This is a genomic window from Citrobacter sp. CK180, from assembly GCF_030333655.1.
GTDB classification, from domain to species: Bacteria; Pseudomonadota; Gammaproteobacteria; order Enterobacterales; family Enterobacteriaceae; genus Citrobacter_B; species Citrobacter_B koseri.
Window position 1 is genome coordinate 292,640 of record NZ_JAOWFM010000055.1, and the last position, 13,842, is coordinate 306,481.

General features: G+C 55.4%; 15 protein-coding genes. 8 read left to right on the forward strand and 7 right to left on the reverse strand.

From position 1 onward, the window contains the following. Positions 1-7 precede the first annotated feature (7 nt). Entirely contained in the window at positions 8-217 is a 210-nt protein-coding gene (locus OGV50_RS20185) for a hypothetical protein (protein ID WP_012135738.1), read from the reverse strand. 290 nt (positions 218-507) lie between these two features. On the opposite strand from OGV50_RS20185, the gene OGV50_RS20190 reads away from it, so the two are divergent. The 5 genes from OGV50_RS20190 to trmL all read left to right on the forward strand — a co-directional run bounded on the left by OGV50_RS20190 (position 508) and on the right by trmL (position 5,370). Continuing rightward, the gene (locus OGV50_RS20190) at positions 508-870 is read left to right on the forward strand and encodes a YibL family ribosome-associated protein (RefSeq protein ID WP_012135739.1); all 363 of its coding nucleotides are present in this window, start codon (positions 508-510) and stop codon (positions 868-870) included. A 270-nt stretch (positions 871-1,140) separates the two neighbouring features. Further along, positions 1,141-2,796: an L-lactate permease gene (gene lldP, locus OGV50_RS20195; protein WP_012135740.1), complete on the forward strand. Its 1,656-nt coding sequence runs from the start codon at positions 1,141-1,143 to the stop codon at positions 2,794-2,796. Beyond that, a complete protein-coding gene (gene lldR / locus OGV50_RS20200; protein ID WP_012135741.1) occupies positions 2,793-3,569 on the forward strand; it encodes a transcriptional regulator LldR in 777 nt (258 codons plus the stop codon). The genes lldP and lldR overlap by 4 nt, the downstream gene beginning before the upstream one ends. After that, positions 3,566-4,756, forward strand: coding sequence for a quinone-dependent L-lactate dehydrogenase (gene lldD / locus OGV50_RS20205; RefSeq protein ID WP_047460285.1), 1,191 nt, complete (start codon positions 3,566-3,568; stop codon positions 4,754-4,756). Before lldR ends, lldD begins: the two co-directional genes overlap by 4 nt. A gap of 140 nt (positions 4,757-4,896) precedes the next feature. Then, on the forward strand, positions 4,897-5,370 hold the full coding sequence (gene trmL, locus OGV50_RS20210; RefSeq protein WP_012135744.1) for a tRNA (uridine(34)/cytosine(34)/5-carboxymethylaminomethyluridine(34)-2'-O)-methyltransferase TrmL: 474 nt from the start codon (positions 4,897-4,899) through the stop codon (positions 5,368-5,370). A gap of 82 nt (positions 5,371-5,452) precedes the next feature. On the opposite strand, the gene cysE is transcribed toward trmL, so the two are convergent. The 5 genes from cysE to OGV50_RS20235 form a co-directional block, all read right to left on the reverse strand. Next, positions 5,453-6,274, reverse strand: a complete 822-nt coding sequence (gene cysE, locus OGV50_RS20215) for a serine O-acetyltransferase (protein WP_012135745.1) — start codon at positions 6,272-6,274, stop codon at positions 5,453-5,455. 77 nt (positions 6,275-6,351) lie between these two features. Then, positions 6,352-7,371 (reverse strand): NAD(P)H-dependent glycerol-3-phosphate dehydrogenase, encoded by a 1,020-nt coding sequence (gene gpsA / locus OGV50_RS20220; protein ID WP_012135746.1) that lies wholly within the window; start codon positions 7,369-7,371, stop codon positions 6,352-6,354. Beyond that, complete coding sequence (secB, locus tag OGV50_RS20225; protein WP_003024155.1) at positions 7,371-7,838, reverse strand: protein-export chaperone SecB; 468 nt, start codon at positions 7,836-7,838, stop codon at positions 7,371-7,373. The genes gpsA and secB overlap by 1 nt, the downstream gene beginning before the upstream one ends. A gap of 47 nt (positions 7,839-7,885) precedes the next feature. Continuing rightward, positions 7,886-8,137, reverse strand: coding sequence for a glutaredoxin 3 (gene grxC / locus OGV50_RS20230; protein WP_200093274.1), 252 nt, complete (start codon positions 8,135-8,137; stop codon positions 7,886-7,888). Positions 8,138-8,164: 27 nt separating this feature from the next. After that, on the reverse strand, positions 8,165-8,596 hold the full coding sequence (locus OGV50_RS20235; RefSeq protein ID WP_012135748.1) for a rhodanese-like domain-containing protein: 432 nt from the start codon (positions 8,594-8,596) through the stop codon (positions 8,165-8,167). Between the two features lie 247 nt (positions 8,597-8,843). Between OGV50_RS20235 and gpmM the strand changes: the two genes are divergently transcribed. Genes gpmM through OGV50_RS20250 form a run of 3 tightly spaced genes read left to right on the forward strand, consistent with a single transcriptional unit; the run spans position 8,844 to position 12,650 of the window. After that, a complete protein-coding gene (gpmM, locus tag OGV50_RS20240; protein WP_286488724.1) occupies positions 8,844-10,388 on the forward strand; it encodes a 2,3-bisphosphoglycerate-independent phosphoglycerate mutase in 1,545 nt (514 codons plus the stop codon). A 33-nt stretch (positions 10,389-10,421) separates the two neighbouring features. Continuing rightward, the gene (envC, locus tag OGV50_RS20245) at positions 10,422-11,681 is read left to right on the forward strand and encodes a murein hydrolase activator EnvC (RefSeq protein ID WP_286488741.1); all 1,260 of its coding nucleotides are present in this window, start codon (positions 10,422-10,424) and stop codon (positions 11,679-11,681) included. A gap of 3 nt (positions 11,682-11,684) precedes the next feature. Continuing rightward, the gene (locus OGV50_RS20250; protein ID WP_101744171.1) at positions 11,685-12,650 is read left to right on the forward strand and encodes a divergent polysaccharide deacetylase family protein; all 966 of its coding nucleotides are present in this window, start codon (positions 11,685-11,687) and stop codon (positions 12,648-12,650) included. On the opposite strand, the gene OGV50_RS20255 is transcribed toward OGV50_RS20250, so the two are convergent. Continuing rightward, positions 12,637-13,671 (reverse strand): glycosyltransferase, encoded by a 1,035-nt coding sequence (locus OGV50_RS20255; RefSeq protein ID WP_115608705.1) that lies wholly within the window; start codon positions 13,669-13,671, stop codon positions 12,637-12,639. The two genes, OGV50_RS20250 and OGV50_RS20255, sit on opposite strands and share 14 nt — an antisense overlap. Positions 13,672-13,842 lie beyond the last annotated feature (171 nt).

A 13,842-nucleotide genomic window follows, 5' to 3' on the forward strand; every position in this document is an offset into this window, starting at 1 on the left:
CAACCACTTACTGTTTTTCTTCCGGCTGCGGCTGATAGAGCTGGCGATAATATTCCAGACGTTGCAGGTACATCTGCGCATTTGCCTTCGGCACCTCATCAGGAACCATATCGCGCGGCGGCGTTTTATTCAGATACTCCCGAAATGCCTGACTCGAAGCCATGAAATCTACAGCCTTATCAATAAGAAGCGGAACGTTGTCACCTATTTTAACCATGATGATATCTCCATGTATTCTCCGCGTCGGGGAATGCGCGGCCGCTAATTTTAGTTTAGGCTCAGACAGGGTTTTCTATTGGGGAAAACGTGCTTAATCGCAAACCGCCATGCAGAAACCGTTAACATCACGTTTTGTTTATTAAATAAGTATTAAATCAAGACGTTACACAATCAATTAGCATTATAATACTTGCCTTATTTGATTATTTTTATCCCATTAGTTGTGAATAATCCCGCTCTGCGCGCATACTATAGAAAATTCATCCTGGTTCCATCAGAAGCTATCCCATGAAAGAAGTCGAAAAAAACGAAATTAAACGTCTGAGCGATCGCCTGGACGCCATCCGCCACCAGCAGGCCTCACTATCCCTTGTCGATGCCGCTGACAAATATGCCGAGCTGGAAAAAGAGAAAGCCACGCTGGAAGCCGAGATCGTGCGCCTGCGTGACGTTCACAGCCAGAAGCTGAGTAAAGAAGCGCAAAAGCTGATGAACCTGCCGTTTCGCCGCGCGATTACCAAAAAAGAACAGGCCGATATGGGCAAGCTGAAGAAAAGCGTGCGCGGTCTGGTTGTCGTCCACCCAATGACGGCGTTAGGCCGTGAAATGGGCCTGAAAGAGATGACCGGTTTCGCAAAAACCGAGTTTTAACCTTCTGCCGGGTACGCGCACGCTTGCCCGGCCCGCCCTTTCCCTCCCCTCCCTCAATTGGCCCAACCAATTATCCCTTAATCCGATCACTGGTTCACAGTTCATTAAAATTCACCTACACTAGCGTTGCCAATAAGCAACATTTGATTAACCATTTATTGTCATTACCCCTACATCCCAATATTGGCAGGGCCACTTTTACACATAATGTGATAAAGAGATGAGCAAAAGACTCATTGCATTATGCGTGTGACCCTCAGGAGACCTGCAATGAATCTCTGGCAACAAAACTACGATCCGGCCGGTAACATCTGGATTTCCAGCCTGATCGCATCGCTTCCGATCCTGTTCTTTTTCTTCGCGCTGATTAAGCTCAAGCTGAAAGGCTACATCGCCGCCTCCTGGACGGTCGCAATCGCGCTGGCTGTCGCGCTGCTGTTTTACAAAATGCCGGTGGATAACGCTCTGGCTGCGGTGGTGTATGGCTTCTTCTATGGTCTGTGGCCAATTGCCTGGATCATTATCGCCGCCGTCTTTGTCTATAAAATCTCTGTCAGAACCGGGCAATTCGACATCATCCGGTCATCAATATTGTCGATTACCCCTGACCAGCGTCTGCAAATGCTGATCGTCGGCTTTTCCTTCGGGGCATTCCTTGAAGGGGCAGCGGGCTTTGGCGCGCCAGTGGCGATTACTGCGGCTCTGCTAGTCGGCCTGGGCTTTAATCCGCTGTATGCGGCGGGTTTGTGCCTGATCGTCAACACCGCGCCAGTCGCGTTTGGCGCGATGGGGATTCCGATTCTGGTGGCCGGTCAGGTCACCGGGCTGGACAGCTTTGAGATCGGCCAGATGGTCGGCCGTCAACTGCCGTTCCTGACCATTATCGTACTGTTCTGGATCATGGCGATTATGGACGGCTGGCGCGGCGTGAAAGAGACCTGGCCTGCGGTGATGGTGGCGGGTGGTTCATTTGCTATCGCCCAGTACCTCAGCTCTAACTTTATCGGCCCGGAACTGCCGGACATCATCTCGTCGCTGGTCTCGCTGGTCTGCCTGACGCTGTTCCTGAAACGCTGGCAGCCGGTACGTATTTTCCGCTTTGGCGATATGGGCGCTTCACAGGTCGATCAGACGCTGGACCGCACCCATTACACGGTTGGTCAAGTCGTTCGCGCATGGTCGCCGTTCCTGTTCCTGACAGCGACCGTTACCCTCTGGAGCGTTCCGCCGTTTAAAGCGATGTTTGCCCCAGGCGGCGCGCTGTACGACTGGGTGATTAATATTCCGGTTCCGCATCTCGATAAGCTGGTTGCCCGTATGCCGCCAGTGGTGCATGAAGCAACCGCCTACGCTGCGGTCTATAAGTTCGACTGGTTCTCCGCTACCGGTACGGCCATTCTGTTCGCTGCGCTGCTGTCCGTCGTCTGGCTGAAAATGAAACCATCTGCCGCAATCCAGACATTCGGCAGCACGCTGAAAGAGTTAGCGCTGCCGATCTACTCCATCGGGATGGTGCTGGCATTCGCGTTTATCTCTAACTACTCCGGGCTCTCCTCTACGCTGGCGTTAGCGCTGGCGCATACGGGCAGCGCCTTTACCTTCTTCTCGCCGTTCCTTGGCTGGCTGGGCGTATTCCTGACGGGGTCTGATACCTCATCAAACGCGCTGTTTGCCGCCCTGCAGGCGACGGCCGCCCAGCAAATCGGCGTCTCTGACGTGCTGATGGTGGCGGCGAATACCACCGGCGGCGTAACCGGTAAGATGATCTCTCCGCAGTCTATCGCCATTGCCTGTGCGGCAGTGGGTCTGGTAGGGAAAGAGTCCGACCTGTTCCGCTTTACCGTTAAACACAGCCTGATTTTCACCTGCATGGTGGGTGTGATTACCACACTTCAGGCCTATGTCTTAACCTGGATGATTCCGTGATTGTGATGCCAAAACGCCTGTCAGACGAGGTTGCCTCTCGTGTGCGGGCGCTGATTGAAGAACAACAGCTGGAGGCGGGCATGAAGTTGCCCGCCGAGCGCCAGCTGGCCGTACAACTGGGCGTGTCGCGCAATTCTCTGCGCGAGGCGCTGGCGAAACTGGTCAGTGAAGGCGTGCTGATAAGCCGCCGGGGCGGCGGAACGTTCGTTCGCTGGCAGCATGAAACCTGGTCCGAACAGAATATCGTTCAGCCGCTGAAAACGCTGATGGCGGACGACCCGGACTACAGCTTCGACATTCTGGAAGCCCGCCACGCCATTGAAGCCAGCACCGCCTGGCACGCCGCGATGCGCGCCACGCCCGCTGATAAAGAGAAAATTAAGCTCTGCTTCGACGCCACGCTCAGTGAAGACCCGGACCTCGCCTCCCAGGCGGATGTTCGCTTCCATCTCGCGATTGCGGAGGCCTCGCACAACGTCGTGCTGTTGCAGACCATGCGCGGCTTCTTTGATGTCCTGCAATCATCCGTGAAGCAGAGCCGCCAGCGTATGTATCTCGTTCCGCCGGTGTTTTCAAAACTGACGGAACAACATCAGGCGGTGATGGACGCCATTCTGGCCGGTGATGCCGACGGCGCACGTAAAGCCATGATGGCGCACCTCAGTTTCGTCCACACCACCATTAAACGATTTGATGAAGACCAGGCCCGCCAGGCGCGTATTACCCGCCTGCCCGGTGACCATAATGAGATTTCCAGGGAGAACAAAGCATGATCATTTCAGCAGCCAGCGATTATCGCGCCGCAGCCCAACGCATTCTGCCCCCTTTCTTGTTCCACTACATCGACGGCGGCGCCTATGCGGAATATACCCTGCGTCGTAACGTGGAAGACTTGTCAGAGGTGGCGCTCCGCCAGCGCGTGCTGAAGAATATGTCCGACCTGAGCCTGGAAACCACCCTGTTTAACGAAAAGCTGTCGATGCCGGTTGCACTGGCTCCGGTTGGCCTGTGCGGAATGTATGCGCGTCGCGGTGAAGTTCAGGCCGCCGCCGCCGCCGATGCGAAAGGGATTCCGTTTACCCTCTCCACCGTTTCTGTCTGCCCCATCGAGGAAGTCGCGCCGACGATTAAACGCCCGATGTGGTTCCAGCTGTACGTCCTGCGCGATCGCGGTTTTATGCGTAACGCGCTGGAGCGCGCCAAAGCGGCGGGCTGCTCCACGCTGGTCTTTACCGTCGATATGCCAACGCCTGGCGCGCGTTACCGTGACGCCCACTCCGGGATGAGCGGCCCGAATGCCGCCCTGCGCCGCTACTGGCAGGCTGCGACCCATCCACAATGGGCCTGGGATGTCGGCCTGAACGGTCGTCCGCACGATCTTGGCAATATCTCCGCCTACCTTGGCAAACCGACCGGGCTGGAAGATTACATCGGCTGGCTGGCGAACAACTTCGATCCGTCGATTTCCTGGAAAGACCTGGAGTGGATCCGTGAATTCTGGGACGGCCCAATGGTGATCAAAGGGATCCTCGATCCCGAAGACGCCCGCGACGCGGTACGCTTTGGCGCTGATGGCATCGTGGTCTCTAACCACGGCGGCCGCCAGCTCGACGGCGTACTCTCCTCCGCCCGCGCCCTGCCCGCCATTGCCGATGCGGTGAAAGGCGATATCGCCATTCTGGCGGACAGCGGAATTCGTAATGGTCTGGACGTGGTACGCATGATTGCGCTTGGGGCCGATAGCGTACTGCTTGGCCGTGCGTATCTGTACGCGCTGGCGACGGCGGGTCAGGCTGGCGTGGCGAACCTGCTGGATCTGATCGAAAAAGAGATGAAAGTCGCCATGACGCTGACCGGCGCAAAATCAATCAGCGAGATCAGCCGTGATTCACTGGTGCAGGAACTCGGTAAGTCTGTTCCGGCTGCGCTGGCGCCACTATCGCAGGGTGATGCGGCGTAGTCTGGATAAGGCGTCAGCCGCCATCCGGCAATGTAATGTGCATCGGGGAGCCTGATGGCGCTACGCTTATCAGGCCTACAGGATGAGGGTGAACGTATTTTCTGCTATTCTGCCCCCCGCACTTAAGGGGGCAGTTAAGCATGTTGAATATCGTATTATTCGAACCAGAAATCCCACCAAACACCGGCAATATTATTCGTCTTTGCGCCAATACCGGTTTTCGTCTGCATATTATCGAACCGATGGGCTTCACATGGGATGATAAACGTCTGCGCCGCGCGGGGCTGGACTATCACGAGTTTGCCGCCGTACAGCGCCATCACGATTACGCCGCCTTTGTCGCTGCCGAAAACCCACAGCGTCTGTTTGCTCTGACCACCAAAGGCACCCCTGCCCATAGCGCGGTGAGTTATCAGGATGGGGACTACCTGATGTTTGGCCCGGAAACGCGCGGTTTACCGGCGACCATTCTCGACGCGCTGCCCGCAGAACAAAAAATTCGTATTCCAATGATGCCGGACAGCCGCAGCATGAACCTGTCGAACGCGGTGTCGGTCGTGGTGTATGAGGCATGGCGCCAGTTGGGGTATCCTGGCGCGGTATTGCGTCGTTGATTTTTGTCGGATGGCGGCTGACGCCTTATCCGACCTACGGAGCTGGTAGGCCCGGTAAGCGGTAGCGCCACCGGGCATAAAGTCAGATGCCGTCGCCGTATTCGAACGTATGGTGAATCCCGTTAAAATGCTGATCCATATCCATTGACGGCTTATCGCTGTCGGGCTTGCCGACAATCCGCGCCGGAACGCCCGCTGCGGTGGTGTGTGGCGGTACGGGCTGTAAGACCACGGAGCCCGCGCCAATCTTCGCGCCGCGCCCCACTTCGATATTGCCAAGGATCTTCGCCCCGGCGCCAATCATCACGCCTTCACGAATTTTGGGATGACGATCGCCGCTGGTTTTCCCGGTCCCGCCAAGTGTGACCGATTGCAGGATCGAGACATCGTTTTCGATTACCGCCGTTTCACCGACCACAATCCCCGTCGCGTGATCGAGCATAATGCCGCGTCCAATTTTCGCCGCCGGGTGAATATCGACCTGGAAGGTGACAGAAACCTGATTTTGCAGGAATATCGCCAGCGCGCGGCGGCCTTCATTCCATAACCAGTGGCCGATACGGTAGGCCTGGAGAGCATGGAAGCCTTTCAGATACAGAAGCGGCGTCGAGTATTTGTCTACCGCCGGGTCGCGGGTGCGTACCGCCTGAATATCACAGGCAGCAGAGGCGATCATTTCCGGGTCGGCGGCGTAGGCCTCTTCCACCACTTCACGGATGGCGATGGCAGGCATAATCGGAGATGCGAGTTTGTTCGCCAGCATATAGCTCAGCGCACTGCCCAGGTTTTCATGCTTGAGTAGCGTCGCGTGGTAGAAACTGGCCAGCATCGGCTCACAGTCCGCCAGAGCCCGGGCTTCGGCTTTAATATTGTTCCAGACGATATCCAGTTCTTCACATGACATTGCTGACTCCAGGTATCAGGCTAACGACCGGCCCGTTCTTCGCGGGCCGGGTCATTTAATAAAACAGATCCTTACGGCTAGTGGCGACTACGCTCGTCCTTGCGTGCACGACCTAATAACGTCAATGCTGCCTCGCGCGCGTTTTTTCCGCAATACAATACTTGATAAATTTCCTCGGTTATTGGCATTTCGACACCAAAACGGTGCGCCAACTCACGAACTTCTTTTGTATTACGGTAGCCTTCAACCACCTGACCAATTTTGTCCTGCGCGCTCTGAACATCCATGCCCTGACCGAGCATCATGCCAAAACGGCGGTTACGCGACTGGTTGTCGGTACAGGTCAGAACCAGGTCGCCCAGACCCGCCATTCCCATAAAGGTGGTCGGATCGGCCCCCAGCGCCGCGCCAAGACGCGACATTTCCGTCAGCCCACGCGTGATCAGCGCGGTACGTGCGTTTGCGCCAAAACCGATGCCGTCAGACATGCCTGCGCCAATCGCAATCACGTTTTTCACCGCACCGCCCAGCTGCACGCCGATGAAATCGGGGTTGCTGTAGACGCGAAAACTCTTACCGCAGTGCAAAAGTTCCTGCAAATCATCCGCAAAGGTTTCGTCCGTCGACGCCAGAGAAATTGCCGTCGGCAAACCCGCCGCCAGTTCTTTAGCGAACGTCGGGCCGGATATCACCGCCAGCGGGATGTCATCGCCCAGCGCTTCACGGGCGACATCCTGCAACAGGCGCCCCGTTTCCGCTTCCAGACCTTTGGTCGCCCAGACCAGGCGCGCATCAGGACGCATCAGCGGTTTAATCTGTCGCAGCACCTCGCCAAAGACATGGCTTGGCACCACCACCAGAATGTTACGGCTGGCCGCCAGCGCGGTGGCTAAGTCGCTTTCAAGGCGTAGCGTATCGGGAAAAGGCACATCAGGGAGGAACGCGACGTTGCAGCGGTCTCGCTCAAGGGTCGCGACATGTTTAGGATCGTGGCCCCACAGGACAACCTGGTGGCCGTTTCTCGCCAGGGTGATGGCAAGAGCGGTGCCGTACGAGCCAGCACCGATCACAGTCATTGAAGCATTACTTTGGTTCATCAGGCATCCTGATGTTCTTCAGTACCTTCGCCAGCCTGCTGCTGTAAATAGTTCATGAACAGCGCATCGAAGTTAACCGGCGCAAGATTCAGTTGCGGGAACGTGCCGCGTGAAACCAGGCTGGTGATGCATTCGCGGGCATACGGGAACAGAATGTTCGGGCAGTATGCCCCCAGGCAATGCGCCATCTGAGTTCCTTCAATACCACTGATGGAGAAAATGCCGCCCTGCTGAACTTCGCACAGGAAAGCGGTCTCTTCGCCCAGGGAAGCCGTTACGGTAACACGCAGTACCACTTCGTATACGTCATCTGCCAGTTGAGTAGACGCCGTATCAAGATCAAGTTTAACCTCTGGCTGCCAATCTTTCTGGAAAACATGCGGTGCATTTGGCGCTTCGAAAGACACATCCTTGGTGTAGATACGTTGGATCTGGAAAGCCATTTCGGTGTTATTTTGTTCTGACATGTGTAGAAAACCCTTTAGTGTTGTCCTTAAAATACTTGCGGCATGTTTTAACGCAGCAGGGGATCCAGTCCACCACGCGCATCCAACGCATACAAGTCGTCACAGCCGCCAATGTGCTGTGCATCAATAAAAATCTGCGGAACCGTCGTGCGGCCACTACGCCTGATCATCTCTTCACGTTTTACGGCATCGCCGTCAATCGGAAGTTCCTGGAAACTCACACCCTTACTGCTCAACAGCGCTTTTGCACGATGGCAAAACGGGCAGGTTGCTTTGGTGTAGATCTCGATGTTGGCCATGACTTATCTCCCGTGTTGAGTAACGCGTTATTTCCCGCGCACTAATGGCAGGTTCTCACCGCTCCAGCCCGCAACGCCTTCTTTCAGCACAAAAACTTTCTCAAAGCCCGCTTTGATCAGTGCGTTTGCGGATTCCTGACACTGCATACCGGAACCATCAACCACGATCAGAGGCTTATCTTTGTGCTTTTCAAGCTCGCCAACGTTGTTGGCCTTGATTTCGCTCGGCAGCAGGTTAGTCGCGCCCGCGATATGGCCTTTGCGGAAGTCGTCACGCTGACGTAAATCCACCACAACGGCGTCTTCTTTGTTGATAAGACGCGTCGCTTCGCCGCGAGTAATAACCTTAACTTTAGACATCAGGCCTTTGAAAGTGGTGAACAACACCGCCACCAGTAACGCAATCCAGGCGATACTCAGTATGGGATGGCGGCCAACAAATTGCATAATTTCTTGCATGGGGGGTAACAACTCCCGACTCAGTGATTAAAAAACCAGGAAAGGAGTATACCTGCGCGTTGGCGCAAATACAGCCAGAGCGTGCAATGGATTGCATTTTTGCGGGGCGCTACGGAAAAAAAACGTCGATCCGCGCCGTCCCCGGCTCGCTCTCTGCCCCATTCTTTGATCTTCTGAGGCTATTTTATCGATTCAGCTGTAGTAAAATTACGCAATTATTTTGTCTATTGAGTGTGAGGTTGTCGCAATGTCGGTTTCTAAAAAACCTATGGTACTGGTGATTCTGGATGGCTATGGCTACCGTGAAGACAGCCAGGATAACGCCATTTTGAATGCCAAAACCCCGGTAATGGATGCTCTGTGGGCAAAACGTCCGCATACCCTGATCGACGCTTCCGGTCTGGAAGTGGGTCTGCCGGACCGTCAGATGGGCAACTCCGAAGTGGGTCACGTTAACCTGGGCGCGGGCCGTATCGTGTATCAGGATCTGACGCGCCTGGATGTTGAAATTAAAGAACGTACCTTCTTCGCTAACCCGGTACTGACGGCGGCGGTCGATCAGGCGAAAAATACCGGTAAAGCCGTGCACATTATGGGTCTGCTGTCTGCGGGCGGCGTGCACAGCCACGAAGACCACATCATGGCGATGGTCGAGCTGGCCGCAGAACGCGGCGCAGAGAAAATTTATCTGCACGCCTTCCTTGATGGCCGCGATACCCCGCCACGCAGCGCGGAATCCTCGCTGAAAAAATTCGAAGACAAGTTTGCCGCGCTGGGCAAAGGCCGCGTAGCGTCCATTATTGGTCGTTACTATGCAATGGACCGCGACAACCGCTGGGATCGCGTTGAGCAGGCCTATGACCTGATGACGCTGGCGCAGGGTGAATTCCAGGCCGATACCGCCGTTGCTGGCCTGCAGGCCGCTTACGCGCGCGACGAAAACGACGAATTTGTGAAAGCGACCGTCATTCGCGCGGAAGGTCAGGCCGATGCCGCGATGGAAGACGGCGACACGCTGATTTTCATGAACTTCCGTGCTGACCGCGCCCGCGAAATTACCCGCGCGTTCGTTAATGCGGATTTCAACGGCTTCGCCCGTAAGAAAGTGGTTAATCTGAACTTCGTCATGCTGACCGAGTACGCCGCTGATATCAAAACCGCCGTGGCTTACCCACCGGCATCGCTGGCAAACACCTTCGGCGAGTGGATGGCGAAGAACGACAAAACCCAACTGCGCATTTCCGAAACGGAAAAATACGCCCACGTCACCTTCTTCTTCAACGGCGGCGTAGAAGAACCGTTTGCAGGCGAAGAACGCATCCTGATCAACTCGCCTAAAGTGGCGACCTACGATCTACAGCCGGAAATGAGTTCCGCAGAACTGACCGAAAAACTGGTTGCGGCTATCGGGAGCGGCAAGTATGACACCATCATCTGTAACTACCCGAACGGTGATATGGTCGGTCACACTGGCGTGATGGAAGCGGCGGTTAAAGCAGTTGAAGCGCTGGATCACTGTGTTGAGCAGGTTGCTAAAGCGGTTGAGTCCGTTGGCGGCCAACTGCTGATCACCGCAGACCACGGCAACGCCGAGCAGATGCGCGATCCATCCACCGGCCAGGCGCACACCGCGCATACCAACCTGCCGGTTCCGCTGATTTATGTCGGCGCGAAAAGCGTAAAAGCGGTCGAAGGCGGCAAACTTTCTGATATCGCACCGACGATGTTGACGCTGATGGGTATGGAAATCCCGAAAGAGATGACTGGTAAGCCGCTGTTCATCGTGGAATAATCCTTCCCCATGAGGGGAAAGGCGTTTAATTCCATTACACGGGCCGTGAAACCACGCAGGTTTTCAGTCAGGCCCGTGATTTACGCCAGCGTGTTGAGCGCTGGCGTATTGTTGTGCGCCTTTTCCGCCCATGCGGATGACCGCGATCAGCTCAAATCCATCCAGGCGGATATCGCCGCCAAAGAGCGCGCCGTACGCCAGCAACAGCAGCAACGTTCCAGTTTGCTCGCACAGCTCAAAACGCAGGAAGAGGCCATCTCCGCCGCCGCGCGTAAACTGCGTGAAACCCAGAATACCCTTGCCCAGTTGAATAAGCAGATCGACGCGATGAACGCGTCTATCGCGAAGCTGGAACAACAAAAAGCCATTCAGGAACGCAGCCTTGCCGCACAGCTGGATGCGGCGTTTCGCCAGGGCGAGCATACGGGGATTCAGCTCATTCTTAGCGGTGAAGAGAGCCAGCGCGGGCAGCGTTTGCAGGCCTATTTCGGTTATCTGAACCAGGCGCGCCAGGACACCATTGCCGAACTGAAACAGACGCGTGAAGAGGTGGCGTCTCAGAAAGCGGCGCTGGAAGAGAAACAGAGCCAGCAACAGACGCTGCTGTATGAACAACGCGCCCAACAGGCGAAGCTGGAGCAGGCGCGTAATGAGCGTCAGAAAACGATCGCCGGTCTTGAGTCGTCAATCCAGCAGGGGCAACAGCAGTTAAGTGAATTGCGAGCGAACGAATCCCGCCTGCGCAACAGCATCGCGCGCGCAGAGGCGGCCGCCAAAGCCCGGGCGGAGCGAGAAGCCCGCGAAGCGCAGGCGGTGCGCAATCGTCAGCAGGAAGCCACCCGCAAAGGCACAACCTACAAACCAACCGAAAGCGAAAAATCGTTGATGTCCCGTACCGGCGGTCTGGGTTCACCGCGCGGTCAGGCATTCTGGCCCGTTCGCGGCCCAACGCTGCATCGTTATGGCGAACAGCTGCAAGGTGAGCTACGTTGGAAAGGGATGGTTATCGGTGCGTCTGAAGGCACTGAAGTCAAAGCAATCGCGGACGGTAGGGTGATTCTGGCGGACTGGTTGCAGGGCTACGGTCTGGTCGTCGTCGTGGAACACGGTAAAGGCGATATGAGCCTTTACGGGTATAACCAGAGCGCACTGGTCAGCGTTGGCACACAGGTTCGCGCAGGCCAGCCTATTGCGCTTGTAGGCAGCAGCGGCGGTCAGGGCCGACCGTCACTCTATTTCGAAATTCGTCGCCAGGGTCAGGCCGTCAATCCACAGCCGTGGTTGGGAAGATAAGTTTTGCCTCACTTTCGTCGCACAATACTCTCACTCGCCAGCCTACTGGCATTCGCCACCCCTGTTTTTGCTGGCAAACTCGCCATCGTAATCGACGATTTTGGTTATCGTCCGCACAATGAAAATCAGGTGCTGGCGATGCCGTCCGCCCTCTCCGTTGCCGTCCTGCCCAATGCCCCACATGCCCGTGAAATGGCAACCAAAGCGCACAACAGCGGGCATGAGGTGCTGATCCATCTGCCGATGGCGCCGCTGAGCAAGCAGCCGCTGGAGAAAGATACGCTGCGCCCGGAGATGAGCAGCGACGAAATTGAACGCATTATTCGCGATGCGGTGAATAAGGTGCCGTATGCCGTGGGTCTCAACAACCACATGGGCAGCGCGATGACCTCCAGCCTGTTTGGCATGCAAAAAGTGATGCAGGCGCTGGAGCGTTATAATCTTTACTTCCTCGACAGCATGACCATTGGCAACAGTCAGGCGATGCGTGCCGCCTCCGGGACGAGCGTGAAGGTGATTAAGCGCAAAGTGTTCCTTGATGATACGCAGAACGAAGCGGATATTCGTCGCCAGTTTAATCGCGCCATTGAGTTAGCCCGTCGCAACGGGTCAGCTATCGCGATTGGGCACCCGCATCCATCAACGGTGCGAGTCCTTCAGCAGATGGTCTATAACCTGCCTGCGGATATTACGCTGGTGCGTCCGAGCAGCCTGCTCGACGAGCCGCAGACAGATACCTCTACGCCAAATCTGACGCCACCGAAAAACGGTACGCCGGATGCACCGCGAAATCCGTTCCGCGGCGTGAAGGTGTGTAAATCGAAGAAACCGTTAGAACCTGTCTACGCCAGCCGGTTCTTTAGCGTGTTAAGCGAAAGCATTACGCAGAGCACGATGGTGAACTACTTCCGGCATCAGTGGCAAGGCTGGGGCAAGATCGCTGCCCCCCAGAACGCTAACGCGGATTAATCGCTTTACGGGCAACGCGGTGGTGCGAGGCCGTTTTATCACGCCACCGGTATAACCGACCCGACCACAACAGCGCCTGATAAGCCGCCTTCGCGCTTCGTATGTTAAGCATCATGCGCTTATACATGCCAGAGGCAAATATTTCGGCGATCATCCGCTGGCGAATAAGCGTGTCCTGCTCCTTACGCACCGCATGACACACCCGCAGCGCTTCCCAGGTAATTTGTTGCTTAAATTCAGGATAGACGGGAATGCGATCCGCATAATCACTATTCAGCTTTTCTAATAAACGCGTGATTTTAATGTAGTGTCGCTGGTAATGCAGATTACGCTCACCTTGTCGTTTCAGGCGGCTAACAGACTGATCGTGAAGAAAATATTTATACAACGCCTGTTCGGTATAGCGTACGCGCGTGGCATTGAACATCACTTCCGTGGTCCACAGAATATCCTGATGATGTAATCCAGGAACAAAGCTAATCGCGTGTTTTTCAATAAGGGCGCGCCGATAAACGCCCATCCAGACAACATGCGTCCAGCGGCGTGAAGCCAGCCCCATACGCAGCCAGTCCGGGCCGGTTAATACCCCTGTCGACCGAATGCGATCCGTGGGGATGGATGGCCAGGTATGCCCCGTCTCAAGAATGCACCAGTCTGCATTACACTGCGCCACATCCAGGTCATCCTGTAGCGCCATGGTCATCAGCGTTTCATACATGTTCGGATACACCAAATCATCGGCATCGACAAAAGCAACGTAGTCGCCGGTCGCCGCGGCCAACCCCCGGTTGCGGGCCACGGACGCGCCTGCATTATCCTGATGCAACAGGTGAACATGTGAATGGGTATCGGCAAAATACCTTGCGATATCAACGGAGTTGTCGGTAGACCCGTCGTTAACAATGATGATCTCCAGCGCATTCCATGTTTGTGCAATCAAAGATTCCATGCATGCCTGGAAGCTATTACCCGCATTGTATAACGGAATAATAACACTCAGTGTACTTGTGCTGCTTTTCATAGAATGGCCCGTCAGTCTTTAATACATTGGCCTTTTCTACCGTGCTTTCATTAAGAAATTATTAAGTCCAGTGGAGATAATGGTTAAGGCGCACAAAACACCCTACAGATGAGAAGCCTCACCATGTATACTACGCCTTTGTATTATACGTATTTAGAATACTTATCTTGA

Bases quoted from the DNA above. Each gene is read 5' to 3' on its own strand.
- OGV50_RS20185 (WP_012135738.1), bottom strand. From the start codon at position 217: ATGGTTAAAATAGGTGACAACGTTCCGCTTCTTATTGATAAGGCTGTA.
- OGV50_RS20190 (WP_012135739.1), top strand. From the start codon at position 508: ATGAAAGAAGTCGAAAAAAACGAAATTAAACGTCTGAGCGATCGCCTG.
- lldP (WP_012135740.1), top strand. From the start codon at position 1,141: ATGAATCTCTGGCAACAAAACTACGATCCGGCCGGTAACATCTGGATT.
- lldD (WP_047460285.1), top strand. From the start codon at position 3,566: ATGATCATTTCAGCAGCCAGCGATTATCGCGCCGCAGCCCAACGCATT.
- trmL (WP_012135744.1), top strand. From the start codon at position 4,897: ATGTTGAATATCGTATTATTCGAACCAGAAATCCCACCAAACACCGGC.
- cysE (WP_012135745.1), bottom strand. From the start codon at position 6,274: ATGTCATGTGAAGAACTGGATATCGTCTGGAACAATATTAAAGCCGAA.
- gpsA (WP_012135746.1), bottom strand. From the start codon at position 7,371: ATGAACCAAAGTAATGCTTCAATGACTGTGATCGGTGCTGGCTCGTAC.
- secB (WP_003024155.1), bottom strand. From the start codon at position 7,838: ATGTCAGAACAAAATAACACCGAAATGGCTTTCCAGATCCAACGTATC.
- grxC (WP_200093274.1), bottom strand. From the start codon at position 8,137: ATGGCCAACATCGAGATCTACACCAAAGCAACCTGCCCGTTTTGCCAT.
- OGV50_RS20235 (WP_012135748.1), bottom strand. From the start codon at position 8,596: ATGCAAGAAATTATGCAATTTGTTGGCCGCCATCCCATACTGAGTATC.
- gpmM (WP_286488724.1), top strand. From the start codon at position 8,844: ATGTCGGTTTCTAAAAAACCTATGGTACTGGTGATTCTGGATGGCTAT.
- OGV50_RS20255 (WP_115608705.1), bottom strand. From the start codon at position 13,671: ATGAAAAGCAGCACAAGTACACTGAGTGTTATTATTCCGTTATACAAT.